Origin of the sequence: Parasulfuritortus cantonensis (genome assembly GCF_004337445.1) — a bacterium.
Lineage (GTDB): Bacteria > Pseudomonadota > Gammaproteobacteria > Burkholderiales > Thiobacillaceae > Parasulfuritortus > Parasulfuritortus cantonensis.
In genome coordinates this window covers 1-26,873 of sequence record NZ_SJZB01000047.1, presented here as the reverse complement: position 1 = coordinate 26,873, position 26,873 = coordinate 1, and the positions used below count along the sequence as shown (strand labels likewise).

27 protein-coding genes and 1 pseudogene are annotated in these 26,873 nt (G+C 70.3%); 11 read left to right on the top strand and 17 right to left on the bottom strand.

The features are described from left to right. Positions 1–47: 47 nt before the first annotated feature. The 16 genes from EZJ19_RS13645 to EZJ19_RS13575 all read right to left on the bottom strand — a co-directional run bounded on the left by EZJ19_RS13645 (position 48) and on the right by EZJ19_RS13575 (position 14,977). On the bottom strand, positions 48–1,118 hold the full coding sequence (locus EZJ19_RS13645) for an NADH:ubiquinone reductase (Na(+)-transporting) subunit F (protein ID WP_131448500.1): 1,071 nt from the start codon (positions 1,116–1,118) through the stop codon (positions 48–50). Between the two features lie 130 nt (positions 1,119–1,248). Then, complete coding sequence (locus EZJ19_RS13640) at positions 1,249–1,647, bottom strand: group I truncated hemoglobin (RefSeq protein ID WP_131448498.1); 399 nt, start codon at positions 1,645–1,647, stop codon at positions 1,249–1,251. 83 nt (positions 1,648–1,730) lie between these two features. After that, a complete protein-coding gene (locus EZJ19_RS16500) occupies positions 1,731–2,444 on the bottom strand; it encodes a fatty acid desaturase (RefSeq protein WP_240754779.1) in 714 nt (237 codons plus the stop codon). Then, positions 2,345–3,010, bottom strand: a complete 666-nt coding sequence (locus EZJ19_RS16495; RefSeq protein ID WP_240754778.1) for a fatty acid desaturase family protein — start codon at positions 3,008–3,010, stop codon at positions 2,345–2,347. The genes EZJ19_RS16500 and EZJ19_RS16495 overlap by 100 nt, the downstream gene beginning before the upstream one ends. A gap of 296 nt (positions 3,011–3,306) precedes the next feature. After that, complete coding sequence (locus EZJ19_RS13630) at positions 3,307–3,939, bottom strand: response regulator transcription factor (protein WP_131448496.1); 633 nt, start codon at positions 3,937–3,939, stop codon at positions 3,307–3,309. Continuing rightward, positions 3,911–6,382 (bottom strand): PAS domain S-box protein, encoded by a 2,472-nt coding sequence (locus EZJ19_RS16655; protein WP_131448494.1) that lies wholly within the window; start codon positions 6,380–6,382, stop codon positions 3,911–3,913. Before EZJ19_RS16655 ends, EZJ19_RS13630 begins: the two co-directional genes overlap by 29 nt. Positions 6,383–6,395: 13 nt before the next feature. After that, positions 6,396–7,544, bottom strand: coding sequence for an acyl-CoA dehydrogenase family protein (locus EZJ19_RS13620; RefSeq protein WP_240754777.1), 1,149 nt, complete (start codon positions 7,542–7,544; stop codon positions 6,396–6,398). Positions 7,545–7,713: 169 nt separating this feature from the next. Beyond that, on the bottom strand, positions 7,714–8,016 hold the full coding sequence (locus EZJ19_RS13615; RefSeq protein WP_131448490.1) for a hypothetical protein: 303 nt from the start codon (positions 8,014–8,016) through the stop codon (positions 7,714–7,716). 11 nt (positions 8,017–8,027) lie between these two features. Then, a complete protein-coding gene (locus tag EZJ19_RS13610) occupies positions 8,028–8,306 on the bottom strand; it encodes a Nif11-like leader peptide family natural product precursor (RefSeq protein WP_131448488.1) in 279 nt (92 codons plus the stop codon). 275 nt (positions 8,307–8,581) lie between these two features. Then, a complete protein-coding gene (locus tag EZJ19_RS13605) occupies positions 8,582–9,016 on the bottom strand; it encodes a copper chaperone PCu(A)C (protein WP_131448486.1) in 435 nt (144 codons plus the stop codon). 35 nt (positions 9,017–9,051) lie between these two features. Then, positions 9,052–9,873 carry a dihydropteroate synthase gene (gene folP / locus EZJ19_RS13600; RefSeq protein ID WP_131448484.1) on the bottom strand — a complete coding sequence of 274 codons (822 nt, stop codon included), beginning with the start codon at positions 9,871–9,873 and terminating at the stop codon, positions 9,052–9,054. Continuing rightward, positions 9,874–10,410: a histidine phosphatase family protein gene (locus tag EZJ19_RS13595; RefSeq protein ID WP_131448482.1), complete on the bottom strand. Its 537-nt coding sequence runs from the start codon at positions 10,408–10,410 to the stop codon at positions 9,874–9,876. Beyond that, positions 10,401–11,201, bottom strand: a complete 801-nt coding sequence (locus tag EZJ19_RS13590; RefSeq protein ID WP_131448480.1) for a formylmethanofuran dehydrogenase subunit C — start codon at positions 11,199–11,201, stop codon at positions 10,401–10,403. Before EZJ19_RS13590 ends, EZJ19_RS13595 begins: the two co-directional genes overlap by 10 nt. Further along, positions 11,198–12,094 carry a formylmethanofuran--tetrahydromethanopterin N-formyltransferase gene (gene fhcD / locus EZJ19_RS13585; RefSeq protein WP_131448478.1) on the bottom strand — a complete coding sequence of 299 codons (897 nt, stop codon included), beginning with the start codon at positions 12,092–12,094 and terminating at the stop codon, positions 11,198–11,200. The genes EZJ19_RS13590 and fhcD overlap by 4 nt, the downstream gene beginning before the upstream one ends. Next, a complete protein-coding gene (locus EZJ19_RS13580; protein ID WP_131448476.1) occupies positions 12,091–13,770 on the bottom strand; it encodes a formylmethanofuran dehydrogenase subunit A in 1,680 nt (559 codons plus the stop codon). The genes fhcD and EZJ19_RS13580 overlap by 4 nt, the downstream gene beginning before the upstream one ends. After that, positions 13,757–14,977: a hypothetical protein gene (locus EZJ19_RS13575; RefSeq protein ID WP_131448474.1), complete on the bottom strand. Its 1,221-nt coding sequence runs from the start codon at positions 14,975–14,977 to the stop codon at positions 13,757–13,759. Before EZJ19_RS13575 ends, EZJ19_RS13580 begins: the two co-directional genes overlap by 14 nt. 273 nt (positions 14,978–15,250) lie before the next feature. On the opposite strand from EZJ19_RS13575, the gene EZJ19_RS13570 reads away from it, so the two are divergent. The 8 genes and pseudogenes from EZJ19_RS13570 (at position 15,251) to EZJ19_RS13535 (ending at position 22,921) form a co-directional block, all read left to right on the top strand. Then, on the top strand, positions 15,251–16,237 hold the full coding sequence (locus EZJ19_RS13570) for a beta-ribofuranosylaminobenzene 5'-phosphate synthase family protein (RefSeq protein ID WP_206199436.1): 987 nt from the start codon (positions 15,251–15,253) through the stop codon (positions 16,235–16,237). Next, complete coding sequence (locus EZJ19_RS13565) at positions 16,234–17,145, top strand: NAD(P)-dependent methylenetetrahydromethanopterin dehydrogenase (RefSeq protein WP_420813136.1); 912 nt, start codon at positions 16,234–16,236, stop codon at positions 17,143–17,145. Before EZJ19_RS13570 ends, EZJ19_RS13565 begins: the two co-directional genes overlap by 4 nt. Continuing rightward, positions 17,135–18,271 (top strand): ATP-grasp domain-containing protein, encoded by a 1,137-nt coding sequence (locus EZJ19_RS13560; protein ID WP_165873578.1) that lies wholly within the window; start codon positions 17,135–17,137, stop codon positions 18,269–18,271. The genes EZJ19_RS13565 and EZJ19_RS13560 overlap by 11 nt, the downstream gene beginning before the upstream one ends. A 15-nt stretch (positions 18,272–18,286) precedes the next feature. Beyond that, positions 18,287–19,258, top strand: coding sequence for a methenyltetrahydromethanopterin cyclohydrolase (gene mch / locus EZJ19_RS13555; RefSeq protein ID WP_131448468.1), 972 nt, complete (start codon positions 18,287–18,289; stop codon positions 19,256–19,258). Continuing rightward, a pseudogene (locus EZJ19_RS13550) lies at positions 19,255–20,186 on the top strand (ATP-grasp domain-containing protein). The gene mch and the pseudogene EZJ19_RS13550 overlap by 4 nt, the downstream one beginning before the upstream one ends. Continuing rightward, entirely contained in the window at positions 20,183–21,097 is a 915-nt protein-coding gene (locus EZJ19_RS13545; protein ID WP_206199435.1) for a triphosphoribosyl-dephospho-CoA synthase, read from the top strand. Before EZJ19_RS13550 ends, EZJ19_RS13545 begins: the two are co-directional and overlap by 4 nt. Before the next feature lie 90 nt (positions 21,098–21,187). Beyond that, positions 21,188–21,700, top strand: a complete 513-nt coding sequence (gene fae / locus EZJ19_RS13540; RefSeq protein ID WP_131448466.1) for a formaldehyde-activating enzyme — start codon at positions 21,188–21,190, stop codon at positions 21,698–21,700. A gap of 12 nt (positions 21,701–21,712) precedes the next feature. Then, the gene (locus EZJ19_RS13535) at positions 21,713–22,921 is read left to right on the top strand and encodes a 6-pyruvoyl trahydropterin synthase family protein (protein ID WP_240754776.1); all 1,209 of its coding nucleotides are present in this window, start codon (positions 21,713–21,715) and stop codon (positions 22,919–22,921) included. On the opposite strand, the gene EZJ19_RS13530 is transcribed toward EZJ19_RS13535, so the two are convergent. Further along, positions 22,836–23,591 (bottom strand): HisA/HisF-related TIM barrel protein, encoded by a 756-nt coding sequence (locus tag EZJ19_RS13530; RefSeq protein ID WP_131448464.1) that lies wholly within the window; start codon positions 23,589–23,591, stop codon positions 22,836–22,838. The genes EZJ19_RS13535 and EZJ19_RS13530 overlap by 86 nt on opposite strands. On the opposite strand from EZJ19_RS13530, the gene EZJ19_RS13525 reads away from it, so the two are divergent. The 3 genes from EZJ19_RS13525 to pabB form a co-directional block, all read left to right on the top strand. Continuing rightward, positions 23,590–24,582, top strand: coding sequence for an ATP-grasp domain-containing protein (locus EZJ19_RS13525; protein ID WP_131448462.1), 993 nt, complete (start codon positions 23,590–23,592; stop codon positions 24,580–24,582). The two genes, EZJ19_RS13530 and EZJ19_RS13525, sit on opposite strands and share 2 nt — an antisense overlap. Further along, positions 24,579–25,616: a hydantoinase/oxoprolinase family protein gene (locus tag EZJ19_RS13520; protein WP_131448460.1), complete on the top strand. Its 1,038-nt coding sequence runs from the start codon at positions 24,579–24,581 to the stop codon at positions 25,614–25,616. The genes EZJ19_RS13525 and EZJ19_RS13520 overlap by 4 nt, the downstream gene beginning before the upstream one ends. Further along, positions 25,607–26,873 (top strand): aminodeoxychorismate synthase component I (pabB, locus tag EZJ19_RS13515; protein WP_131448458.1); only part of this gene is annotated, 1,267 nt, incomplete at its 3' end. The genes EZJ19_RS13520 and pabB, both read left to right, overlap by 10 nt.

Genomic DNA, 26,873 nt, shown 5'->3' with positions numbered 1-26,873 from the left:
ACCGGCCCTTCTCGGCCGGCGACCCCGCGCCTGGGTCAGCCGCGCCGTCAGGCCCGTCCCGCCGACAGATGCGAGGCGTCGAGGAATTTATCGTAGAAGATGTTCTTTTCACTCAGGCCGGCCCCGGTCAGGCACTGGACCGCGCTGTCGATCATGGCCGGTGGACCGCACAGGTAGGCGTGGCTGTCGCGAATGTCGGCGAAGCGGTCGAGGGAGAGTATCTCGGTACAGCGGCCGCGCAGGCCATCCCAGCCGCTGCTCTCGGGCTCGCGCGAAAGCACCGGCAGAAAGTGGAACTGGCCGTTGCCGCGGTTCTCGATGGCGCCCATCTCGTCGAGGCAGTACAGATCGTCCCGGGTACGCGCCCCGAAGATGTAGGTCACCTTGCGCCGGAACCCTTGGCTGGACACCTGTTCCAACAGGGCCTTGATGGGCGCCATGCCGCTCCCGCCGGCGATGCACAGCATCGGCGCCGGGGATTCGCGCAGCCAGAAGGAACCATAGGGACCGCTCACGGTAACCTTCTGCCCGTCCCGGTTTCCGCCGTGCAGCCAGCCGGTCATCCGGCCATTGGGGACGTGGCGGATATGGAAGCTGACATGCCCGGCCGCCTCGTTCTCGGGGGCGCAGGCGAATGAGTAGGAACGCGGTTGGTCGACGACGCCGGGCACCGATATGTCCGCGTACTGCCCGGCCAGATAGTGCGGCAACGGCTCGTCCAGGCGCACCCGCAGCTCGAGGATGTCGTGCGTCAACTGGCGGCTGCCGGCAATGCACCCGCTCACGGTTTTCGCCGCGGACAAAGCGACGGGCGGCTGGTCGAGTTCGACCTCGATCTCGACGTCGCTGCGCAAACAAGCCTGGCAGGCGAGGATCATGCCGTCGTCCAGATCCGCGCCGTCGAGCACGTAGCTGAAATCGCTGAGCGGCTTGATCTTGCCGCTCACCAGGCGCGAACGGCACTGGCCGCAAGACCCCACGCGGCAGTTGTGAGGCCAGGCCAGGCCGGCATCCAGGGCGGCCTTGAGCAGGTTGTCGCCGGCCTTGACCGGGATGCTCTCGCCGGACGGCGAGACCCGGGCGGTAAAGGGGCCCTTGCGGGCGAACAGTCCGAACACGATTGGCTCCTTGCTTTCAGATGGTCGGTCGCAAACGGAACGGGAAGCCCGGCCCGGCGCCACGCGCGCCGGCGCCGGGCCGGACGGACGCGGAACCGGCTGCCCGCCCAAGCCCGGCCAACGGCGTCGGTTACTGGTAGACGACGTCGTTCTTCAACGAATACAGGATGCAAAGGATCTCGTCCCGCTCCCGCTTGCCGACGTTGTGCTTGTCCAGGGCCTTGAGCACGTCGTCACACACCGCGACGAACTCGGTGTCGTTGATGTTCATGCCCTTGTGGGCGGCGATCATGTCCCGCCCCGTATAGGACTCGGGGCCGCCGAAACCGGCACAGCACATTTCGGTCACCAGGCGCTTCACGTTCGCCGGGTCGCTGTTGACGTAGCGCTTGTTGACCAGCGGATTGCTGACGTGGTTGTTCCAGATGTCCTCGACGATGGCCTCGATGCCCGGTCGGCCGCCGAGGCGCTCGTAGAGGGTCGCGGTATCGCCGACGGTCTCGACGGCGGTTTCGGTGGGTGCGTTCATGTCTGTCTCCTATCGGATGGTTGGTGCCGGGGTTCCCACCCGGCGTCTGGGTGCCGCCTGCCGGCGGCACCTTGGTGGCTGCGTCAAAAGGCGTAGCTCACTTCGAGGTGGCGGCCGGCAATCTCGCCGGGGTCGACTTCGTAACCCACCTTGCGGTTGATCTCCCGGGCGATCTTGCGCTCCTCGGGCGAAGCGAAATCGCGGTCCCAGATGGCCAGCTTCTTCTTGTAGACCGCGTGCCAAAGCGGCGGCACCAGGGCCAGCACGAACTCGGTGTAATAGCCGATCATGGCGTTGGGTGCGCCCGCCGGAGTCGACGGCTGGCCGACGCTGGACAGTTCCCAGAAGTGCGTCTCGCCCCGGTCGTGGTGGTCGGCCTGGCGGCCGATCTCGATGAACGCCCAGCTCGTGAAGGCGTTGTCGTTGTCCCAGGAATGACGGTATTCGATGGGCTGCCCTTGCACGCGGATCAGGCCGTAGTGTTCCATGTAGTTCAGCGCCTCCAATTCGAAATTGGAGATGACCCACACCACGAGCATGGCGGCCAGACCGGTCAGCAGTCCGTCGGTGCCACCCCCGAGCCAGCCGGCCCCGAGGAACAGGGCGACGGTGGGAAGGCTCATGAGGTAGCCGCGGATCCAGCGGTTGGACAAGGAAAGGAAGGATTTGCCCATGCGCTTCAGGCGCCTCTTCTCGGTCAGGACGCCAAAGTAGGACTGGCCGACGTGGGAGATGACGAAGTGCTTGTAGAGGCTGCGGCCGCGCGGCGCGGTGGCCGGGTCGGTGTCATCGCCCATCCGGTTGCCTTCCGGCCCCCCCAGGCGCGCCCCAGCTCGAGATGGTGGTTGTAGACATGGGCGAAGCAGAAGTGGGCCGCCCCGGACAAGGCCATCATCCAGCGGGATACCAGGAAGCCGAAGCCCTTGGTGTGGGACAACTCATGGCCGAACATGATGCCCAGGCCCTGATGCATGCCGGCGCCGATGGTGGCGATCACCAGTTGCAGGCCGGTGATGCCACTCTGGTACTCGTAGCCGTTCCAGGCCATGGTCTCGATGGGTGCGCCCGAGACGTACTGGTAGAGGCGCCAGGCCAGGGCAACCTGCATGGCCACGAAGCTCAGCAACTGGAAATACATCATCATGTTGAGGATGGCCGGCGAGCCCACCGGCAGCCCGCCCCGGTCGGTGGCCGCCCCTTTGGTGTGAAGGGCGGAGGTCAGCGTGTCCATGACGATGTTGAAACCGAAGATGGCTAGGCCCACCCAGACCCAATCCCCGCCTTTGAGTATCCCCGCCAGACAGGCCAGGATGCCCAGTGGCGTATACAGATACACCAGATGTCCAAAAATCAGCTTGCGCATTGTCCGTCTCCTTCAGTCCTTGAATGGATGGTTGGTCGCGGCGAAGGCGCCTCCCGTGAAACGCGCCTCCGCCAGAGCCGATTTATACGCAGGGCAAGGAAGGACAAAAATCCGGACTAATACGGGAAGGCACGTGGTTTTACGTGGGCCGTGGCGTGGCATGCACGAGCGTTGCGGTCCGGTCCGGCCGGCCGGCCGCGGGGACGGCGAGCGGCCGAGCCATCGCGGCGCTCCCGATGGGCCGTCGCCGAGCGTCACCGGTATCGCGAGACCGCCCCGCCGGCCGGGTCAGCCGCCTACCCGCCCGGCACCGTCTTGACGATCATCTCGATCAACTGCCCGAGGGTCCGCGCACCCATCTTCTCCATTATCTTGGCCCGGTGGCCTTCCACCGTGCGCACGGAAAGCCCCAGGTCGCCGGCAATCGCCTTGTTGAGCTTGCCGTGGCGCAACTGCTCCAACACTTCCCGCTCGCGCGGCGTCAGGCTGGCCAGGTTGCGGCTGGTCGCGCTGGTGCGGTCCTCGCGTTCCCAGACCTGGCCAAATTTCTCCAGTGCCGCCTGGATGGCGTCCAGCAGGGCTTGGTCGTTGAATGGCTTTTGCAGGAACTCGAAGGCGCCCGCCTTCATGGCGCGGACCGCGATGGGGATGTCGCCGTGGCCGGTGACGATGATGACCGGCAGGTGAACGCCCGCCCGGGCCAAACGCTCCTGGAGCTCGATGCCGCTCATCCCGGGCATGCGGATATCCAGGACCAGGCAGCCACGCATGCCGGGACGGTAGGCGGCCAGGAATTCGCTGGCGTTGGCGTAGGCCTTCACCGGCAGGCCGACCTGTTCCACCAGCCAGCGTATGGCGTCGCGCACGGCAACGTTGTCGTCCACCACGAACACGGTGGGCCTAGGCGGCGGATTGATCTTCGTCAGCATGCTGACCCTCCTCGACCGGCAGGGTGAAACAGAAGGTGGCCCCATTCCGGGTGTTGGCGTCCAGCCACAGGCGGCCGCCATGGGCCTCGATCAGACTCTGGCTGATCCCGAGACCCATGCCCAGACCGCTCGGCTTGGTGGTGAAGAACGGCTCGAACAGACGGTCGACCGCCTCCGGCGGACAGCCTCGGCCACCGTCGCTGATGCACACCCGCAGGCTCCGGTTGTCCCGGCTATGCGCGCCGATCCGCAGGCAGCGACGTTCATCGGGCAACCCGGCGATGGCGTCCAGGCCATTGCGCACGAGGTTGAGCAGCACCTGCTCGATCTGGATGGGGTCCGCCCATACCCGGGGCAGGCCGGGCGGCAGGTCCAGTTCCAGACCGACCTGGTGCTGCTCGGCCTCGGCGCGGATGAAACCGGCCACCTCGTGGATGAGGTCGCCCGGCGCCACCCGTTGCCGGGGGGCATCGCCCTTGCGCGCGAAGTTCCGCAAACGGCGAAAGATCGCGCCGCCCAATTCCGCCTGGCGGACAACCTGTTCCAGGCCATAGCGCACCTGGCGGACGCCACCCCCGCTGTCGAGGATGCGCAGACACGTCTGGGCATAGGTGACGATGGCGCATAACGGCTGGTTCAACTCATGCGCCAGTCCGGAGGTCATCTCCCCCAGCGTGCTCAGGCGTGCCACGTGGGCGAGCTCGGCCTGGTGGCGCCGGCCTCGCGCCTCGGCTTTCACCAACTCCGTGATGTCGTGGCTGGTGGAGATGAAATGGGTAATCCGGCCGTGGCCGTCCTTCAGCGGGGTGATGGTCTTCTGCTCATGGAACAGTTCGCCATTCTTCTTGCGGTTCACCAGCACGCCACGGAACACGCCGCCGCCGCTGATGGTGCGCCGGAGTTCGGCGTAGAACTTCTCGTCGTGTACGCCGGAACGCAGAAAGTAGGTCTTGTGCCCCACCGCCTCCTCCTGGCAATAGCCGGTAAGGCGCTCAAAGGCCGGATTCACGTACTCGATGCGCCGGTCGTGATCGGTGATGATGACCGAATCCGCGGTCTGTTCCAGGGCGCCCGACAGCTTGCGCATGTGGGCCTCGGCCCGTTCCCGTTGCAGTTCGCCGCCCACCCACTGGCACATGAGCTTGAGGATCTCCCGGTCGGCGGACCCGAAACGCTTGGCCCGCGGCGACTGGCTGGCGAAGCAGAGGGTGCCGTAGACGCCGCCGTCCACCTGCACGCGCATGCCGATATAGGCCTCCAGGCCATAGCGCAGGTAGGTCGGATGGGTCCGCCATTCGGTGACGCCGGCATGCTCGAAGGCCACCGGCTCGCTGGACGCCACTGTCGCGGCACAATAGGTCTCCTGCAGGTCCTTGCTGCTGCCCGCGACGTACTCCGGGTGCTCGCTCACCGCATCCAACACCCTGAAGCACTGGCCGTCGATGCGCGACAGGGTGCCGATCGGTAGGCCGAACAACTCGCAACCGAGCATGAGCAGGCGGTGCAGCTTCTCCTCCAGAAGCAGGGCCGGCGCCGAACTGATCTCATGGAAGGCGCGCAGCACGGTGGCATGCAGGCGCAACTCCGCCTCGGCCTGCTGGCGCTCACGCTCCAGGGCGACCCGATCGGTCACGTCCTGAAGGATCAGCATGACGCCGCGCTGCCCGGTACGGTAGGCCATGGGCGCGGGGGTCACCTCGATGTGCCGTATGTCGCGGTCCGGGACGGCCAGCTCCAGGGTCTCGGGCGGCAGGCGCGCCATGTCCTTCAGGCAACGGCCCAGCAGGGTGCCCAGGCGTTCCCGCTCGGGCTCCGGGAACAGTTCCGGCAGGGACCGCCCCAGGGCCCCCCGCTCGTTCACCGCCAGCGTGGCCAGGGCGTGGTGGTTGAGGGTGAGTATGGCCCCCGACGGATCCACGGTGAGGACCCCGATCGGGGCATGGTCCAGCAACTGGTCGAGGTAATGGCTGGCCTCGGGCTGCAGCAGCGGCAGCTTCTCCAGGCGGATGTGGGCATTGGCGATGGTGTTCAGGTAACGGATGCGCTGTCGGCGGCGTTCCACCGCGGCACGGATCGCCCCCGGCAGTTCCTCCAGTTCGGCCATGGACCAGGGTGTCACCTCGTTGCCGAGAAAAGGGCTGAACATCAAGGTGCGCTTGAGCTGGGTGCACCGGGCGGCGGCGCTCAGGATCAGGATGGCCACATGCTTGTCGTAGGCATGCACGCGCTGCGCCACGCGTACCGGCTCGGCCAAGTCGAGGCCCAGCAGCACCATGTCGGCGGGACGGCTGCCATCCTGAAAATCCTGCCAGAGGCGCTCGTCGCCATCCAGGCGGACCAGTTGCATGTCCGGGCTCAACTGCTCGCGCAGCTCCCCGGCCAGGCCATCGTCGACCCCGACCAGGTGGACGACAGCCTGTACCGGTACCGACGCGGCGGTCATGGCCGTACCGGCTTCAGTCGGACAGCAGGGGTTGGCCCAGCAACGCGCGGCCGATCCATATGCGCAGGATGTCCGTGGTGGGCGACATGAGATGGGCGGCCCGGGCGTCCCGAAGAAGCCGGTGCAGGCGCGCGCCGTTGCGGTAACCGATGCCGCCGCACAGGGTCATGGCCTCGTTCACCAGGCTTACCGCACAGTCCGCCACCTCCACCTTGGCCGCCATCACCGCGGTAAGGGCGTCCGGCTCGCCGGCGTCGAAGCTGGCGGCGGCGTGGTAGGTGAGCCGGCGGGTGCGCTCCAGTACCGCCCACAGGCTACCCAGGCGGTGTTGCAGTACCGGCGCCTGTGCCAAGCTGGCACCGACATGGGTGTGGTAGCGCCGGCTCAGGTGGCGCCGCGCCTCCTCGAGCGCGGTGGTGGCCACGCCCAGGAAGGTGCCCGCCATGGCGATGAGAAAATAGGGCGTCACCACGTTGAAGATGTACCAGATCTGGTCGCCCTCCTTGCCGAGCAGGTTATTCCGCGGGATGCGGGCACCGTGCAATTCCATGGTCCGGGAGGAATTGCCACGCATGCCCAGGCCGTCCCAGTCGGCACCCCACTTGACGCCTTCGGTCCCGGCCGGCAGGACCACGCAGGAGAACTGCCCGACCGGCGCAGCCGGCGAGGCCGCCACGGCCGACACCACGTAGGAATCCGCGTGGCCGCCGTTGGTGACGAAGGTCTTGCTGCCGGTAAGGCCGTAGACCTCGTCCGATACCGCCTCGAGGGTGGTCTGGGGCAGATAGAAGTGGGCGCCCGTACCGGCCTCGCTGAGGGAAAGGGTGGTGATGTGGCGGCCGGCACAGATGGGCGTCAGGAAGCGTTCCCGTTGATCTGGCGTGGCGTTGGCGGCGATCACCGAGCTGCCTACGCAATGCATGCCATAGCAGATGGCGGTCGAGGCGCATTCCTGGCCCAGCAGTTCGCATACCTTGGCCAGAGCCAGCAGGCCGTGGCCGTTGCCGCCATAGGCGCAGGGCACCACCAGGCCGCCGTAGCCGGCCTGCTGCAAGGCGCCGATGCCCTGCCTCGGCCAGCGCGCGTCCCGGTCCGTGGCCTCGGCGGCCGGCGCCACTACGTCCTTGGCGATCTCCTGCACCTTGTAAAGAATGCTCTGCAAACCGCCGCCGTGCGTCGGCGCCGTCGGACGAGATTCGCGGCTGATGGCGGGAAGGACCGGCATGACGCCTCCTGGGGCTGGGCGGGGAACGGAATCACGGCAACCGCGGCGCGCGCGGCCGCCCACGGACCGGCAGGGCGGCGGGCCGCGGGCGGGCGTGACGGGCCGGTCAGTGGTGCTCGATGAGGGAAAATGAGCGCACCTTTTCCAACGCTTCGATGCGGTTCGCATTGGTGCCCACCAGACAGGCCCCCTGTCGGTCGCATCCCCACAAGTGGTAAGCCCGGAAGTCGAGCAGGTCAGCGGGCAACTGGTCACGATGGGGCATGCGGCGGGAGTCCAGGTACTCGGCGGAATTCTCCTGGCGCAGCCCCTGTTTGATGCGACCGATCTCCGTCATCAGGTCCTGGGCGCTGTCGCCATTCCAGTGGCCCACCACGCGGCCGGTATTGGTCTTGATCTCGTTCGACATGGCGGCCCCCTTCAGAAGCGCTCGGCGATCATGCGCAGCACGGCCTTGGGGATCACCCAGTTGCGACCCTGTTTCTGCTCCTGTACCGCAACGAGCAGTTCGTCCCGGGAAAAGTGGATGCCGTTGCTGGCCGCCAAGTCCCTGTAAAGCCGGATGAAGCTCTCCTTGTCCGGCGCGGCGTCCAGCCTCTCGAGCAGGGCGGGATCAGCCATCACGGTCGCGCCGAAACGCTTGATGCTTTGCTCGAAGGGACGCGCCTGGGCGTCCCGCTCTTGTGCGGCTTGCAGCATTATCAGTCTCCTTTGCCTCGTTGCGCTCTCATGCCGGGCTGGCGGCCAACCCGGGCGGCCCCGGTCTAGACCGGGTCGTTGGAATTAGAAACGTCTGCCGGGCACCGGGAAATCCGTAGGTCTACGATTTTTTGCACGTACTATTACGCGCCCCGAAGGCCCCGCCCCGGAACGCCACCGCACTCGCGCACCGGCACCGGGTACCGGTCGCCGTGCGCCATGACGGCCGGTCGCGTGGCGCCACGGCCCGCCGTCGCCAGCGGCCGACCCGGCCATCAGTCCTGGCGGGGGCTCACCCGCATTTCCACGGTCGCGGTGCTCTTGCCGCCCCGGCCGTCCTCGAAGACCAACTGCACGGGGACCGGCCGGCCCGCGCCGATGGGCGCCTTGATTCCGATCAACATGACGTGCATGCCCCCCGGAGCCAAGCCGACGGTCTTGCCCTTGGGCAGTGCGATGGTCTTGAGCGCCCGCATCTGCATCTTGCCGTCCGCCACGCCCATCGAATGGAATTCCACCGTTTCGGCCACCGGGCTGCTGGCCCCCACGAGGACGAGGTCGCGCCCGGCGGTCAGGTCCATGAATCCGGCCGCCACCCGCTGCCCGGGCAGGGTAGCGCGCATCCAGGCGTGGTCCACGCGCACATCCGTGGCGGCGGCGTTGACGGATACGGCCATGGCGGCCGCGCAGAACAGGGTAGGAATGCGCATCGGTAAGCTCCTCGCAGAAAGTTGAACAAACGTGGTCAGTGGCCGGGTTCCAGCGCCTCGAGGACCTCGAGCGCCGCCACCGTCGCGGCCACGTCGTGGACCCGCAGGACGCCGGCGCCGGCCCGGGCCGCCAGCAGCGCGGCCGCCACGCTCGGCGCCAGCCGGTCGCCCGGCGCCAGGCCGGCGCCTTCCCCGAACAGGCGTTTGCGTGAAACCCCGACCAGGACAGGCGCCAGGTCGGCGAAACGACGGATGGCGCGGAACAGGGCGACGTTCTGGGCGCGGGTCTTGCCGAACCCGAAGCCGGGATCGACGAGCAGCCGTTCGCCGGCGATGCCGGCCTCGCCCACGGCCTGCACGCGGCGCGCCAGGAACTCGGCCACCTCCGCCACGACATCGCCGTAGCGCGGGGCCAGTTGCATGGTCTCCGGCGTGCCCTGCATGTGCATCAGACAGACGCCGCAGTCCGTTCCGGCCACCACCTCCAGGGCACCGGGTGCGCGCAGCGCGTTCACGTCGTTGACCAGGTCGGCGCCCGCGACCAGCGCGGCCGCCATCACCCCCGGTTTCATGGTGTCGACGGACAGCGCGGCACCGCAGTCGCGCAGGGCGGTGAGTACCGGCAGGACGCGCTCCCGTTCCTCGGCCTCGGTGACCGGGCGGGCGCCCGGCCGGGTGGACTCGCCGCCGATGTCCAGGATGTGCGCGCCCTCGTCGCGCAGACGCAGGCCGTGGGCAATCGCTCGCTCCGGGTCGGCGTAGCGGCCGCCATCCGAGAACGAGTCCGGCGTGACGTTGACGATGCCCATCACCAGCGGCGCCCGCAGGTCGAAGAGGAAGCGGCCGCAACGCAGCATCTACAGCTCGAAGGAGAGCGTTTCGCAGTGGCCCAGCCAGACCCGCCACATCGCGTCCAGATCGAGGCGCCGGAAACGCCCGGCTACCGCCTGGAGAACCTCATGGTGGGTCACGACCAGGGCCGACTGGGCGCCGGCACCGGCCAGGTCGTCGAGAAAATCGTCCACCCGCGCCACCATCTCCCGGTAGGACTCGCCGTCGCCCGCCTTCCAGTCGAACGGATCGGGTGCGGCCCCCATGGCGCGCAGGTACGTTTCCACCGGCCGCCCCTCGTAACCGGTCCGGCGGTCGTCCAAACGGGCATCGACGCAGATGGCCGGACAATGGCCGCCGCAGACGATGGCGGCCGTCTCCTGGGCACGCTGCAGGCGCGATACGTAGACCCGGCCGAACGGCAGGTCGCGCCAGCGCTGCGCCGCCCGGCGCGACTGCGCGCGGCCGTCTTCGGTCAGCCCGACGGCCACGGCGGGGTCGGCGTTGCACAGCTTGCGCAGGTTGTATTCCGACTCGCCGTGGCGCATGAAGATCACCCGCATGCCGGCACCAACACTTCACCCTTGCCGCCCTGGGCCAGATCACCCTGCCAGCGCCGCGCCCGCGTGCCCGCGAACACCGCCCCCGGCAGGATGGCGTCCGCGTAGCGGCGCAGCAGACCCAGCCAGGGCAGGTCCGCCACGCCGGCCTCGTTGAAGGTCGCACCTAGTTCGGGGGCGACCCCCAGGACCAGGCTGCCGCGGCGCAAGCCGAAGCCGGCGAGATCGTCGCAGCCGCCGGCCACCGCCAGGGTACCGGCCAGCATGCGGGCGCCGCAGGCGCGCCCGGCCCTGCCCCTCACCAATACCAGGCCACGGCGCATGCGGTCGCCCAGGCGGTCGCCGACACCGCCGGCGACCGCGACGACGCCACCCGCCATACCGGCCCGTTCGCCGGTCCGGGCGGCCGCCAGCCAGTCGCCCGCCCGGCCGTCGATGCGCAGCAGGCCGGCGCGCATGGCACAAGCGGCGAAATCACCGGCATCGCCGGCAATCAGCAATTCGCCGCCCCGCATGGCTTCGCCCGCATAGTCGCCGGCATGCCCTTCCAGGCGCAGGCGGCCGGCCGTCATGGCCCGGCCGACATTGTCCAGGCGCACCCCTTCGGCCTCGACCACGAGGCTGTCGGCGTCCCCCGGGCGCAGGGTGAACAACTCGGCGAGTTCGACCGGCCGGCCGTCCAGGCCGACGACGAGCCGTCCGGCGTCCGCGCGGACGAGGGTTTCCGGCAGCACGCCGCCGAGGTCGACGGTTCCGGCGATGCCGGCACGCAGGGTCAGGGTCGTGGCGGTCATGCCAGGATCTCCCGCAAGCGGTAGTGGAACTGGCCCAGCTTGCCTCCGTAGTTGCCCGCCGACAGCCGCACGATGCCGGCCTCGGCGCCCAGGCCGCACACGGCGGCCATGCCGGCCTTCATGGCCACCCGCATGTCCGCGTCGGTGACCGCGTCGATGACGATCTCCAGCACCGCCTCGACCTCCGGCGTCAATTCGGAACGGACACCGCCGCGTAGCGTCGGACAAAAGGCGTCGTTGGTCGAAGCCGGCAACGCCTTGTATTTGGAACCGACCTTGGAGCCGGAGCGCACGACCCCGCCGGGGAACGGGGCGATTGCGCCGGGTACCTTCCGGATTGCCGCCACGGCGGCCTCGCAGGCTAGCAGGGCCTGGGCGCGGGAACGGGCCAGGACCAGGAAGTTGCCGCCCCCCACCGAGCGCAGGAGGCCGGTGGACTCCTCGGCGAGGAACTCCCCGTCCATCACGGGTATGCGCCAGTAACGCCGGCCCGCGATCACCTTCGACATCTGCCAGCCGTCGCCGAAATAGCGCAGGTTGCGGCCGAGGGGCAACTGCTCCTCGCCGGCGCAGCCGGCGAATACCGCCGTGCTTGGACAGGTGAGCACGCACTGGCCGACCCGTCGCTCCAACTGCTTGGCCAGCTCCTTGGTGGAGACCGCGAACAGCAGGCCGGACAGCCCCGGGCGGCCATCCGGTGTCTCCTCCGGCGACAGCTCGCGCTCGATGCCCGCCTCGCAGCCGCAGGCGATCACCGACGTCGCGAACCCGAAGGCGGCATTGGCGGCGTGCCGTGCCCAGGCCGGCGTGTCCGCCGTGATCAGGATACGAGTGGCCTTCATGCCGAAGGCCTCGGCGTAGGTGTCGTCGATGGCGACGCCGTTGATGATCATGACGAATGCCTCGTGCACGCGTGGGGGACCAACTTGCTGGCGCCACAGGCGCAGACCTCGTCGTCGGCGATCTTCAGGTGCGCCATCTTCACCGTCATGTAGCGGTCGAAATAGTCATTCAGGGGCCTCTCGATGCCCTTGTCGTATTCCGGCTTGACGGCGTGCAGGGCACCGTTGACCACCTTCACCACGCGGCCGTCGCGGACGACCAGTTCGCCGTCCTTGAATACGTACTCGGGCTTTCCGAACATGGCCTCGCGGTCGGCGTCGTCCCGATACACCACGATGTCGGCGGCGGCGCCGGGCCCCAGATGGCCGCGCTCGGCCAGGCCCAGCGACCGCGCGGGGGCGGCGCGGGTCATGACGGCGATCTCATACAGGCTGTATTCCCGGGTCAGGCCGCGCAACTGGCTGTGGGCGGCGGCCTCGGGGTGGATTTCGTCCAGCTTGGCGTTGCGGAAATCGCGGTCCATGAGCAGGCGGATCAGGTGCGGGTAGCTGGTGAAGGGGGCGCCGTTGGGGTGATCCGTGGTCAGAAAGATGCGCCACGGGTCGGTGACGCGCAGGAACAGTTCCAGCCCGATCGCCCACTGCAGCGCATTGACGAAATTCTTGTCCTTGTACCGGAAAGGCACCACGCCGCAGCCGGCATCGCACTCGATGTCCATGACCACCCACTTGTCCGGGCTCGCGTGCCGGTGATTGCGGTGCTGGCCCATGGTGTCGCCGGAGGCGGTGACGGTCTGCCCGAACAGGATCTGGCCGACGTCGGCCGAGACGTTGCCCTGGCGGTTGATGGCGTCGGCGATGCGCTCCGCCTCGGAGGAGAAGCGCCGCTCGCCCTCGGTCCCGTAGCTGTGGAACTGGATATGGGTCAGGTGGATGGGCAAGCCTTCGGCCGCCGCCATGGTCGCCAGCGTGGTGTCCGCGTTGCCGGGTACGCCCAGGTTGCTGGCGTGCACGTGCAGGGGGTGCGCCAGGCCGAGATCATGCACCGCCCGCGCCAGGGCGCCGATCACCTGACGCGGCGTGACCCCGTAATAGGGATGGGCCTCGTCCAGCGCCAGGGCGCGGGTGTTGAACTTGAACGCCGAGATGCCGCCCGGGTTGACCACCTTGATCGCCATGGCCTGGCTGGCGTCCAGGGTCCAGCCGACGTAGTCGGCGATCAGGCGTGGGTCGGCCCCGGCGGCGAGCAGACGCAGAAAGAAATCGTCGCTGCCCAGCATGGCGTAGGCCCCCTTGTCCACCATCGGGATGTCGCCCATCTCCAGGTGGGCGTGGCGGGCGTTGGCGGGCAGCATGGCCGGTTCGAAGCAGGCCGTATAGCCCATCTCGGCGTAGCGGTAGCCGGTCGTCCAGGTGGAGGGTGCGGCGTGGCCGCAGCCGGCGTGCATGAAGCCGCCGGCGCCGAGATCGCTGGCCGGGACCCGATCGCCGCGATGGTCTTCCGGCAACAGGGCACGGGCGATGTTCATCTTGCCGCCGCCGATATGGGTGTGCAGGTCGATGGCACCGGCCATCACAACCTTGCCGGCCAAATCCAGCTCGGCATCGATCCGGACCTCCGGACCCGGCGCGGGGACGACCCGTCCGGCGTCCACGTAGAGGTCCTGCACCAGGCCGTCGACCCCGCGCGCGGGGTCGTAGAGGCGTCCGTTCTTAAGCCTGAGCACGGCTCAACTCCTTTGCAATGGCCGCCAGGGCCTGGGCGACGGCCGGCAGGCCGGTGGCCGTGCGCGCGCTCAGCGGCAAGGCCACGACGCCGTCCATGCGGTGCAGGAATCCGGCATGATGCAGGCCGGGTACCGCCACCGGGATGAACACCGCCGGGGGGCGTTCGAAGGTCATGTCCGGCCGGCCGAGCACGATGACCGGGCAATCCGTCTCGGGCGGCCGGCGTTCCGGGTCCAAGGCCGAGATCCACAGCAGCGCGTCCACCCCGCCCATGGCCAACAGGCGGCCGGTCTCGTGGGACAGGGGTTCGTAGTGCGGCCCGCCGGCCTCGAAGCCGACCCGTAGCGGATAGCCGGTGCGCCAGGTACAAACCTGCGCGGCGGAGGTATCGCCGTCGCTGCCGCCGAGCGGCAGGACCGCCCAGCGGCCAACCCGGTTGAGGTCGGTGACCAGATCCGCCATGGCGCGGACCGCCAGGTCGGCGTCCGGGAAATCCAGCTCGGCGGCATTCCAGGCCAGCACGCCATAGCGGGCGGCCCTGAGCGTGGCGAGCAAGGCGTCGAGCTGCTCCGGCGCCATACCCGCGACGGTGCCGGCCGCCACGAGGCGGCCCGCCAGGCGGGCGCGCAGGGCGGCACACAGCTCGCCCAGGCGTTCTTTGGCGATGGGGATGGCGAGAGCTGTCCCGGCCAGGCGTTCGGGGGGGAAGGAGTGGGAGTCCCCCAAGACGATCACTCGCCGGGACAGTTCGCCAAACTGGGATTCGGGCGCCAGACAGCGCTCGAAGAAACGGGGAAAGGCCGTGGCGTCGGTGCCGGCCAGAACGACCACGTCGGCCCGATTGCGCACTTCGGAAAGGGTAGTGCTCATCCAGCCGCCGTCCTGGAAGGCCAGCCAGTTGCGAAACTGGCCGGCCCCGTTCATGTGGTCCACCACGGCGCCCGTGCGCTCCGCCAGGTCCAGGGCGGCGCGATGGCCGGTGACGTCGCAGGCCAGCCCTGCGACCAGGGGTCGGCGGGCACCGCGCAGGATGGCCGCGGCGGCGGCGACCGCGGCGGCGGTGTCGACCTCGCTTCCGTTCGACCGCGCCACGCCGAGCGCCGGCGCGGTGCTCAACTGCACGGCACGCGGGCAGCCGGGCAGGTCGACGGACAGGTCGTCACAGACGAGTCCGCAGAATGGACAGCAGTAATGGGTATCGGACACTTCGCCTTGCCGGACATGAAACCGGATGGCCAACAGCAGGATTCATGCCACGCCCGGACCGATGCTGATTTTCGTCCGCGAATCAATCGCTTCAGGCGCCTGGCCGGACTGCCGGGCGGGTGTCCGGCTGTACCGCCACCGGGGCGCCCGGCGTGACAGTCTGTCACGAGGCTCCGCCCCGGCGACGAGGCTAGCCCGCTGATTGGTATGGCATTTTTTCATGGCATGGATATTGCAGTCCGGGTGCCCCGACACCGACCAACGAGACGTTGCATGACCGCCCACCTCTACAGCACGACCGTCAGCGCCCCTGCCCGGCTGCACCTCGGCTTTCTCGACCTGCACGGCGGTCTCGGCCGCCGTTTCGGTAGCCTCGGCCTCGCGCTCGACGAGGTGGCCACCACGGTTACCGCGCAGACGGCCGACCGGATCTGCGCCGAAGGGCCCCAGGCCCGCCGTGCCGAGACCTATGCCCGGCTGGCGCTGCGCCACATGGGGATCGCCACGGGCGCCCATATCGTCGTCCACCGAGCCATCCCGGAACACGCCGGCCTCGGCTCGGGCACCCAGCTCGCCCTCGCCGTGGCCAGCGCCCTCGCACACCTGTACGGCGCCGAGTGCGATGCTCGCGCGTTGGCGGCGACGCTCAACCGCGGCCAACGCTCCGGCATCGGCCTCGGCCTGTTCGAACAGGGCGGTTTCGTGCTCGACGGCGGCCGCGGTGCGACCGAGGAACCGCCCCGGATCACCGCGCGCCTGGACTTTCCCGCCAGCTGGCGCCTGCTGCTGATTCTGGACGACGGCTTCCGCGGACTCCACGGCGCCGCCGAGAAGGAAGCCTTCGCGGCGCTGCCCATGTTTTCCGAACAGCAGGCCGGCCGCCTGTGCCGGTTGGCCTTGATGCAGGCCCTGCCGGCGTTGGCGGAGCACGACATCGCCGGTTTCGGCGCCGCCATCAGCGCCATCCAGGCGGCCGTCGGCGACCACTTCGCGCCGGCCCAGGGGGGACGTTTCGCCAGCCGGCGGGTAGCCCGGGCGCTCGACTGGTGTGCGCACAACGGCGCCAGCGGGGTCGGCCAAAGCTCGTGGGGGCCGACCGGGTTCGTCCTGCTCGACTCCGAGACCCGTGCCCATGCCCTGCTCCGGGCGCTACGGAGCGCGTTCGCCGATCAGGGCCTGGAGTTCCTGGTCTGCTCCGGCCGCAATCGCGGTGCCGACCTGAGCGTAGAACGCATTCCGGCTCGGGCGAGCGCCACATGAACGACACCTTGCCGAGCAAAACCATGGAAAAGCCCTACCTGCTGCATTTCGCCACTCCCGCCAACCGGGTCAGCCCCTTCGACGTCAACATGGCCTACGACGCCGGCTGGGACGCGGTGATCCCCTACGCCGGGGTCGGCCCCGACGAGATCGCCGGTTTCACCCAGGACGCCATTTTTTCGCGCGGCCCCAAGGGCGCCCGGCGCACGGGCATCTTCATCGGCGGGCGCGACGCCCTCCTCGCCCACGCCATGCTCGAGGCTGCCCGCCTGGCCATGGTGCCGCCCTTCCAGGTGTCCGTATTCGCCGACCCGAGCGGCGCCTACACCACGGCCGCCGCCATGGTGGCCAAGGCCGAGCACGCCGTGGCCGGACGCGGCGGGCTGAACGGACGCCGCGTCACCGTATTCGGCGGCACCGGCCCGGTGGGCATGGTGGCGGCAATCCTGGCCGCCCAGGCCGGTGCCCGGGTGACCATTCCCGGTCACGACGGCCCGGCCCGTGCCGAGGCGGCGGTCGCCGCCATCCGGGCCCGTCTCGGCCTCGACATCCGGGCCGCCGACGCCGCCAGCGAGGCCGGCAAGGACGCCTTGATCGCCGAAACCGAGGTCGCCCTGTGCACCGCGAAGGCCGGTGTCCGCGTGCTCGACGAACGCCACCTGGCCCTGGCGACCGGACTGCTGGTCGCGGCCGACATCAACGCCGTGCCGCCGTCCGGGATCGCCGGCATCGGCGTCATGGACGACGGCGTGGCCCTGGGCGGCGCCCTGGCCATCGGGCCCCTGGCCATCGGCAACGTCAAATACAAGGTCCAGCATGGCTTGTTGCAGGCCATGCGGACAACCGAGGCGCCGGTCTACCTCGGCTTCGCCGAGGCCATGGCGGAGGCGCGCCGGCATGTCGGCTGACACCTGCCTGATCGTCTCCCTGTCGGCCCGCGCCCTGGCGGCCGCCGCGGCCCGGGCGGGCGTCGCCAGCATCGGCATCGACGCCTTCGCCGACCTCGACGCCCGCCGCCTCGGCCGCCGTTGGGCACGCGTCCCACTCGGGCCGGACTACAGCTTCGACCGCGAGTCGTTGCTGCGGACCGCCGACGACCTCGCGCCCGACGCCCGGGAACTGGTCTACGGCTCCGGGTTCGAGGCCCGTCCGGAGTTGCTCGCGCGCCTGGCGGAGGGCCGTGAACTCCTGGGCAACGACCCGGAAACCGTGGCGGCGTGTGCGGACCCGGCGCGCTTCTCCGTCCTCCTCGACGAACTCGGCATCCCGCATCCGGAGACCCGCCTGGAGCCGCCGCCGGCAGCCGCCGGTTGGCTCGCCAAACTTGCCGGCGGCTGTGGCGGCAGCCACATCCTGCCCGCCACGGCCACCGGCGGTCGCCGGTACCCCGGCCGCTACTACCAGCGCCGGGTGGCCGGCCGTCCCGGCTCGCTCCTGTTCCTCGCGGACCGCCGCGACGTCAGACCGGTCGGCTTCAACGGCGCCCTGGCGGCACCCGCAGAGGCCCCCTCGGCCTGGAGCTACGCCGGCTCGGTGCGCCTGCCCGACTGCCCGGGCGGATTCGGCACCGCCATCGTCGCGGCCGCCGCCGACCTTACCCGGACCCTCGGCCTGCGCGGCCTCAACGGCATCGACTTCATCATCGGCGAGACCGGCTGGTGGCTGCTCGAACTCAATCCGCGTCCCACCGCCAGCCTGTCGTTGTGGGACGTCTCCCCGCTGCCGCCATTGTTCCGGCTGCATCGGGAGGCCTGCCGCGGGCACCTGCCCGATAGCCTGCCGCAACCGGCCGGCGCTCTCGCGAGCGCCGTCGTCTACGCCCGCCGCCCGGCCCGCGTGCCCAACCGGTTCAGCTGGCCGGACGCCTGCGCCGACCTCCCGAATCCCGGCACCGTCGTCGCCGCCGGCGACCCGCTCTGCTGCGTTGCCGCCGCCGGGGCCGACGCCGGCGCGGCCAGCGCCGCCGCCCAGAGCATGCGTGCCGCGCTGCTGGACCGATTCGACACCCTCGCGACGCCCGTCGGCGTCTGCTGAACCCACTCATACGCCATGCCTACCTCAGATACCGTCAGCCTGAACCGCCTCGCCGCCCCGCTCGTGGAAAATCTGGTGGCCGATGCGGCCAGCCTCCGCCTTGGTGTCCAGCGACTCGACAACGGCACCCGCCTGATCGACGCCGGCATCGCCGCGCCAGGCGGCATCGAGGCCGGCCGGCGCATCGCCGAGATATGCCTGGGCGGCCTTGGCCGGGTCCGCCTCCAACCGGCGGGCGGCCACCCCGACTGGCCCTGGGAACTGAACGTCGCCACCGCGCAACCGGTGCTCGCCTGCCTGGGCAGCCAATATGCAGGATGGAGCCTCGCCGAAGGCGAAGGCAAGGGCGCCTTCTTCGCCCTCGGTTCGGGTCCTGGGCGGGCGCTGGCCGGCAAGGAGGAGTTGTATTCGGAGCTGGGCTACCGGGACACCGCCGAACGGGCCTGCCTCGTGCTCGAGACCGCCAAGACGCCGCCGGTCGGGTTGCTCGACCGCGTCGCCCGGCAATGCGGGGTGGCCGCGGATCGCCTGACCATCATCCTCACCCCGACCACGAGCTTGGCGGGCGGAGTCCAGGTGGTGGCGCGGGTGCTCGAGGTGGCGATGCACAAGGCCCATTTCCTCGGCTTCCCGCTCCAGCACATCGTCGACGGCATGGCGACGGCGCCGGTCTGTCCGCCCACGCCGGACTTTCTGGCCGCGATGGGGCGCAGCAACGACGCCATCCTGTTCGGCGGCCGGGTGCACCTGTTCGTGCGCGGCGAGGAGGCGGCGGCCGAGGACCTGGCCCGGCGCCTGCCCAGTTCCGCGTCGGCGGCCTACGGCGCCCCCTTTGCCGACGTCTTCAAGGCCGCCGGCTACGACTTCTACAAGATCGACCCGCTGCTGTTCGCGCCCGCCAAGGTGGCGGTCACCTGCCTGGACAGCGGCCGCACGTTCCAGGCCGGCCGACTCGACCCCGACCTGCTGGAGCGCTCCTTCGCATGAGACGCCCCGCCTCCCCCATCGGCCGCGTGGCCATCTTCACGGACGAGCCCGGCTGGCATGGCAAACGCCTCACGCGCGCCTTCGCGGCGCGCGGCTACCAGGCCGTCTACGTGTCCCTGGGCCAATGCCGGGTAGACCTCGACGCTGGCCTGGGCGGGCTGGTCCTGCCGGGCTTCGAGGAACGCCTGCCGGACGGCGCCTTCGTGCGCGGGGTGGCCGGCGGCAGCCTGGAGCAGGTCACCTTGCGGCTCGACTTCCTGCATCTGCTGCCCCATCTCGGAGTGCCCGTGTACAACCCCGTGCGGGCGATCGAGAAGAGCGTCGACAAGGCCATGACCAGTCTGCTCCTGCACCGGGCCGGCCTGGCCACCCCGCCGACCTGGGTGGTGGAATCGGAAAGCCATGCCCGCGCCCTCCTGATGCGCGAGGTCGCACGCGGCCACGAACTGGTGCTGAAGCCGATGTTCGGCTCCCAGGGCAAGGGCCTGCGCCGGCTCCGCCAGCCCGCCGACCTGCCGGCCGGCGCCGACTACCAGAATGTCTATTACCTGCAGCGTTACGTGGGCGCCGAGAACGACGGCTGGGAGGACTACCGGGTACTGGTGATCGGCGGCACCGCGCGCGCCGCCATGACCCGCCGCGGCACCTCCTGGATCAACAATGTCGCCCAGGGGCGGCCTGTGCGGCGGCGCCCGCCGACCCCGAGCTCCACCGGCTGGCAGAGGCCGCCACCCGGGCGCTGGCGATGGACTATGCCGGCGTCGACCTGATGCGGGGACGCGACGGCCGCCTGATGGTCATCGAGGTGAACAGCATCCCGGCCTGGCGGGGCCTGCAAGGGGTCGCAACGACCGACATCGCCGGCCTCCTGGTGGACGACTTCATCGACCGGCGGGTGGCGCCCGGCCGCGCGGAGCGGCGCGCGTGACCGCCCGCCTGGCGAACCCGATGCCCGCCCGAGCCGACGCCTTCGTGGCGGCCTGCGCCCTGGACGTGGCGGCCTTCAAACCGGGCAACGTCAGCCAGGAATCTCCCGGCCACGGTATGCGCGCAGAGGACTTCCTGGTCAGCGCCGAGGTCGCCGCGCCGTTCCTGTGCGCACCTGGTCGCCCGGTCGGCGAACGGATCTACCTGGCGGTGGCGGCAACGCGCGCCGCCGTCGCCTGCAACACCAACCTGGGCATCCTGCTGCTCACGGCCCCGCTGCTCCTGGCCGCGGAGACCGGGCGCCCCGGCGCCAGCCTGGCCACGCGCCTGCGCGGGGTCCTGGCGGATCTGAGCCTGGCGGACGCCGACTGGGCATTCCGGGCCATCGCGCTGGCCGCCCCGGGGGGCCTCGGGCACGCCGAGGCACACGACGTTCACGCCGCCGCCGACGTCACCCTGCTGGCGGCGATGCAGGCGGCGGCGGCGCGCGACCGCATCGCCCACCAGTACGCCACCGGGTTCCGGGACGTGTTCGAGATCGGCCTCCCGGCCCTGAGCGCCGGGCGCCGGCGCTGGCGGGACGACAGCCGGGCACTCGTGGCCGTCTACCTGGCGTTCCTGGCCGCCTTCCCGGATAGCCACGTGGCACGCAAGCGGGGCGAGGACACCGCCGAGCGGGTCCGCCGCCAGGCCGCCGAGTGCCTGGCCGCCACCCGAGCGGCGGTCGACTGGGCGGCCGTTCGGCCAGGCTTGGCAGACCTGGATCGGCGGCTCAAGGCCGACGGCATCAATCCCGGCACGAGCGCCGACCTGTGCGTGGCGACCTGGCTGGCCGACCGCCTGGGCGCCGCGCCGGCCCACCCCGACAACCGTTCCGGCCCCGTGCCGGAGCGTCCCGAGACACCCGTATAGGTGTGAAACCGTACCCGGCCCGCGGAAGACTCGGCGGGGGCCGGATACTCCAGAACTACCGAGTCGGTACTGTCCCAAGGAGAACAAACGATGGCTAAGATCGATCGCGTGATGGTTGGCGAGGCGCTGGTTGGCGAAGGCAACGAAGTGGCCCACATCGACCTGATCATGGGCCCGCGCGGCAGCGCCGCCGAGGCCGCCTTCTGCAACGGCCTGGTCAACAACAAGGACGGCTTCACCTCCCTGCTCGCGGTGGTGGCCCCCAACCTCCCCTGCAAGCCGAACACCATGATGTTCAACAAGGTCACCATCAAGGGTGCCAAGCAGGCGGTGCAGATGTTCGGCCCGGCCCAGCGCGGCGTCGCCATGGCCGTGGCCGACTGCGTCGAGGACGGCACCATCCCGGCCGCCGAGGCCGACGACGTCTACATCTGCGTCGGCGTCTTCATCCACTGGGAGGCGGCGGACGACGCCAAGATCCAGGACTTCAACTATGAAGCCACCAAGCAGTCCATCAAGCGTGCCGTCGCGGGCCAGCCGAGCGCGGCCGAGGTCGTGGCCCGGAAGTCGGACGCCGGCCACCCCTTCGCGGCCCACAACTGAGCGGACCGCACAGTGCGTTGCCTGGAATGCGGTAGCGAGGTGGCGGCGCCGGACAACCGCCACCTACACGCCTGCAGCGGCCTCACGCTGCAGGAGTACGCCCTGCGCCACGCCCTGCCCCTGGATCGGCTGGTCGGCCCGGACGCCCTCGGGGAGGCGGAAGTCGCGCCTCTTTCCGCCGGCACCGTGCCGGACGAGCCGGCCCGGGCCGTACTCGCCGGTCTGCGCCTGGCCGGACGGGTGGCGGAACGGGGTACCGTGTGCCGCGTCGAGGGCGAGGTGGCCTGGCTGGACCTGCTGTTCTGGGACCTCGCCCGGCTCGCACCCTACGGCTTCCGCTACCGCCAGGAGTACCTGGCGGAACCGGGCAGCCACCGGGTGATGGCCCGCAACCGTCTGGTCGCCCACAAGCGCAACCTGGTCGGCGCCTGGCCGCCGGCCACGGAACCCCCGCCTCCGCCGGCGCTGAAATACGCGACCTATGTCGCCCACGCGGCCGAACTGCACGCCGGCTATCTCTTCCTGCCGTTCGTTTCGCCCGACGAAGCCGACGACGCCGCCCAGTACCTGGCCCGGGACCTGGCCGTGCGCACCCGACGACTGGATGCCGGCCAGCCGCTCCTGCGCACCCTGGCCCTGACGGACACCGAACGGTTGTTGGCCGGGCTTGAGGCGGAACTGACGGCCATGCCGGGCGTCTGGGCGCGCTTCCACCCGGACACCCCGACGATTTCGGTCACCAAGGAGGTGGTCTTCGACGCCGCCCATTTCCTCACCGACCACCCGGCCAAGTGCCGCAACCTGCATGGCGGCCGCTATGTCCTCCAGGTCGAGGTGCGCGGCCCGATCGACCCCGCGACCGGCTGTCTGCTCGACTACGGATACCTGAAGCGGGTGGTCAACGCCCGGGTGGTCGAGGACTTCGACCACCACACCCTGAACTACGCCACCCCCGACCTGGCCTGGCGTTCCACCACGGAGTTGATCTGCGTGTATATCTGGGAACGCCTGATCGACTACCTCCCCGGCCTGGCCAGCCTCACGCTCTACGAGACCCCCCAGTCCTGGTGCCGGTACAGCGGACCGGACCTGGCGGCCTGGCAGGCCCTGGGCAAGAATCCGCTGCTCGGCCGCTTCACCGATCCGGCCCTCGGCCGCTCGCCCTGGCGGCCATGGCAGGACGGGCCGGAGCCGAAAGCTCGGCCAGCTGCGCCGCGCTGAAGGCGCCGTCATGCAGCGCCGAAGCGAGCAGCACGCCGGCCGCGCCGGCCTCGGCCAGGGCGGCGAGGTCGTCGGCGTGGCGCACGCCGCCGGCAGCGAGGAAACGCGTGCCGGCCGCCCGGGCCCGGAAACGAGCCAGGGTCGCCAGGTCCGGTCCGGCATTGCTGCCGACCCGGGCCAAGGTCATCAGGATGACGTCCTCCGGCCAGCACCCGGCGTCGGCCTCCAACGCCGCGGGACCGAGAAAATCGCCACCTCGATAGTCCAGGGAGAGCAGCACGCCGGGGTCGAGCTCGCCGGGGCCCGGCGCCCGCGCCAGACTTTCGCTGCCGAGCACTGCCCGGCCGAGGCCGCGCGCCTGCCAGGCCGCCGCCGCCGCGGGATCGGAGAAGCCGCCGTCCACCCAGAACTCCAGGCCCGGGAAACGCCTCTGCAGGCCGGCCACGAGTTCGGCGTGATCGCCGCGCCCGAGGATGGCGTCGAGGTCGGCCAGGTAGACGGTCTCGAACGGGTACAGGGCGAGCAGCCCCTCCAGCACGGCCTCGGGCCGGCAGGATCGACACAAGGTCGATTGGAGGGGACGATACTCGTCGCGCCGTCCGGCCTTGGCGCGCACCACGAGGCCGCCCATCAGGTCCATGACAGGAATGAGTCGCAAGGAAGCAGGCATGAAAATATTCGTCTTTGAGTATGTCACGGGAGGCGGCTGCGCGGGCCTGCCTTTGCCCGACTACGTCGGCGACGGCGAACTCATGTGGCGTGCCCTGGTCCGCGATCTTACCGCGCTGCCGGGGATCGAGGTGATTACCCTGCGGGACGCCCGTCTGGCCGTGCCGTCCCGGCCCGGGTTCGAGGTCGTCGGCACCGACGCCGCCCGCTTCCACGACGACTTCGCCCACTGCCTGGCCGAGGCGGATGCGGTCTTGCCGGTCGCGCCCGAGAGTGATGGCCTCCTGGAAGGCATCGGCCGACGGGTGTTGGCCGCCGGCAAGCGCCTGCTCGGCTGCCATCCCGACGCCGTCCGGGTCGCGGCCAGCAAGCTGGCCACCTGGCGCCAGCTGACCGGTACCGGCCTGCGCCTGCCCCGCGTCTACCTGGCGCCCGGCCTGATGACGGACGACCGTCCCGTCGTGGCCAAGCCCGACGACGGCGCCGGCTGCCAGGACACGTTGTGGTTCCCCGACCCGGATGCCGCAACGGCCTGGGCCGCCCGGCAGCCGGCGGGAAGCTTCATATACCAGTACCAGGTTCCCGGCGCCGCGCTGTCGCTGGCCATGCTGTGCTGCCGGGGCCGGGCCCAACTGCTCGCCGTCAATCGCCAGCACGTCGCCGTGCTGGCCGGCCGCTTCCAGGCGACCGGCGTCACGGTGAACGCGCTGCCCGACCCTGAGGGTGCCTACCAGCGGATCGCCGCCGCCGTCGCCGAGTCCCTGCCGGACCTGTGGGGCTATGTCGGCGTCGACCTGGTGGCCGCCGCGGACGGCCCCAGGATCATCGAGATCAATCCCCGGATCACCCTCTCCTATGCCGGTCTGGCCGAGGCCACCGCGAGCAACCCGGCCGCGCGGATACTCGCGCTGCCCGCCTTTTCGCCGTGCCGGGGGCGCCGGGCCGTGGACTTGCTCGGCCACCCGAGCAGCCCGGAACGGGTGGCGGCATGACGGCCCCCGTCATGGGCTGGGACGTGGGCGGCGCCCATCTGAAGGCCGCCCGGCTCGGCCCGGACGGCCGCCTGACCGGCGTCTGGCAGGAGCCCTGCCCGCTCTGGCGCGGCCTCCACCACCTCGACGCCGCGGTCGCCCGCATCCGCGAGCATGCCGGCACCTTCGCCTGCGGCCACGCCGTCACCATGACCGGCGAGATGGCCGACCTGTTCGACTCCCGGGACGCCGGTGTCGAGGCACTTGCCGGAGCCATGACCGGGCACTTGGCACCCGCCCCGGTGTGGTTCTACGCCGGGCCTGCCTGGGTAGCCGCGGGCGCCACGGCGGCCGCCGCCGGACGCATCGCTTCGGCCAACTGGCACGCCAGTGCACGCCTGCTGGCAAGCCGGGTCGGCGAGGGCCTGCTGGTCGACATCGGCAGCACCACCACCGACATCATCGCCCTGAAGGACGGCACGGTGGCAAGCACCTGCCTCGGCGACGCCGATCGCCTGGAAGCCGGTGAACTGGTCTACACGGGGGTCGCGCGCACGCCCCTCATGGCGGTCGCGGACGAGGCGCCGGTGGGCGGGCACTGGCTGGCCACGATGGCGGAGCATTTCGCCACCACGGCCGACGTCTACCGGGTGCTGGGCTGGCTACCGGAGACGGCCGACCAGCATGACAGCGCCGATGGCGGCGCCAAGACGGCGGCCGCAAGCGGCCGGCGCCTGGCCCGCATGGTCGGCCTGGACGCCGCCGGCTTGGCCGAGGACGCCGCCCGGGAGTTGGCCGCCTGGTTCGCCCAGGCCCAGTTGCAGCGCATCGAGCGAGCCGCCCGCCTGGTGCTCTCCCGGGCCCGGCTGGGGGAAACGGCACCCCTGATCATGGCCGGGGCCGGGGCCTTCCTGGGCGTCCGCCTGGGCCAGCGACTGGAACGTCCGGTGACCGCCTTTCACCACGTGCTGCCGGACCGGGTACCGGCGCACGGTTGGTGTGCCCCGGCGGTGGCGGTGGCCTACCTGCTGGCGGAGGACGGTCCATGCGCGTGAGCCCCCTGCCCTACCGCACCGACGCCGGCGAGCTGTTCGAGGCCATCGCCGACGACCCCTGGGCAGTCTTCCTCGACAGTGGTCGTCCGCGTTCCACGGCCGGACGCTACGACATCATCGCGGCCCGGCCCAGCACCACCCTGGTGACCCGGGGGACGATGACCGAGGTGCGCCACCATGCTCCCGGAGCCCGCGCCACCGCCCTGCTGTCTCCCGCCGACCCCTTCGACCTGCTGCGCCGCTACCTGGCGGCCGAGGCCACGCCCGGCGAGCTGCCCTTCGCGGGCGGCGCCATCGGCTATTTCGGCTATGACCTCGGGCGTCGCCTGGAACGCCTGCCCGAGCTGGCCCAGGATGCGGAAGCCATGCCGGACATGGCGGTGGGCATCTACGACTGGGCGGTGCTGGTCGACCACGAGACGCGCTGCGCCTGGCTGGCGGGCGCCGAACGGGACCCGCGTACGGCGCGCGACTGGGACCGGTTGCTTGCCCTGTTCTCGGAACCGCCCATGGCGGCCGCCCGCCATCCCGCCCGGACACCCTTCCGGATCGGGCCGGTGGCCTGCAACTTCGACCGCGATGCCTACCGGCACGCCTTCGCCCGTATCCTGCGCTACATCCACGCCGGCGACTGCTATCAGGTGAACCTGGCCCAGCGCTTCAGCGCCCCGGTCCAGGGCGACCACTGGCTCGGCTACCAGCACCTGCGCCGGATCAACCCGGCACCCTATTCCGCCTACCTGAACCATCCGTCGGCCCGGGTGCTGAGTTCGTCGCCGGAGCTTTTCCTCAGCGTCCGCGGCGGCGCGGTGGAGACCAAGCCGATCAAGGGCACCCGGCCCCGGGCCAGTGCCCCGGAGGCGGATTCCGCGCTGGCCATGGAACTGGCGGCGAGCCTCAAGGACCGTGCCGAGAATCTGATGATCGTCGACCTGCTGCGCAACGACCTGGGCAAGGTCTGCCGGCCGGGCAGCGTCGCGGTGCCGCACCTGTTCGAGGTGGAGAGCTACGCCACCGTGCACCACCTGGTCAGTACCGTGACCGGCCGCCTGGCCGACGGCATGGATGCCGTCGGCCTGCTGCGCGCCTCCTTCCCGGGCGGCTCCATCACCGGCGCGCCCAAGCTGCGCGCCATGGAAATCATCGAGGAACTGGAACCCAACCGGCGCGGCGTCTACTGCGGTGCGATCGGCTGGCTGGGCTTCGACGGCGACATGGATACCAACATCGCCATCCGCACCCTGGCCAGCTCGGACG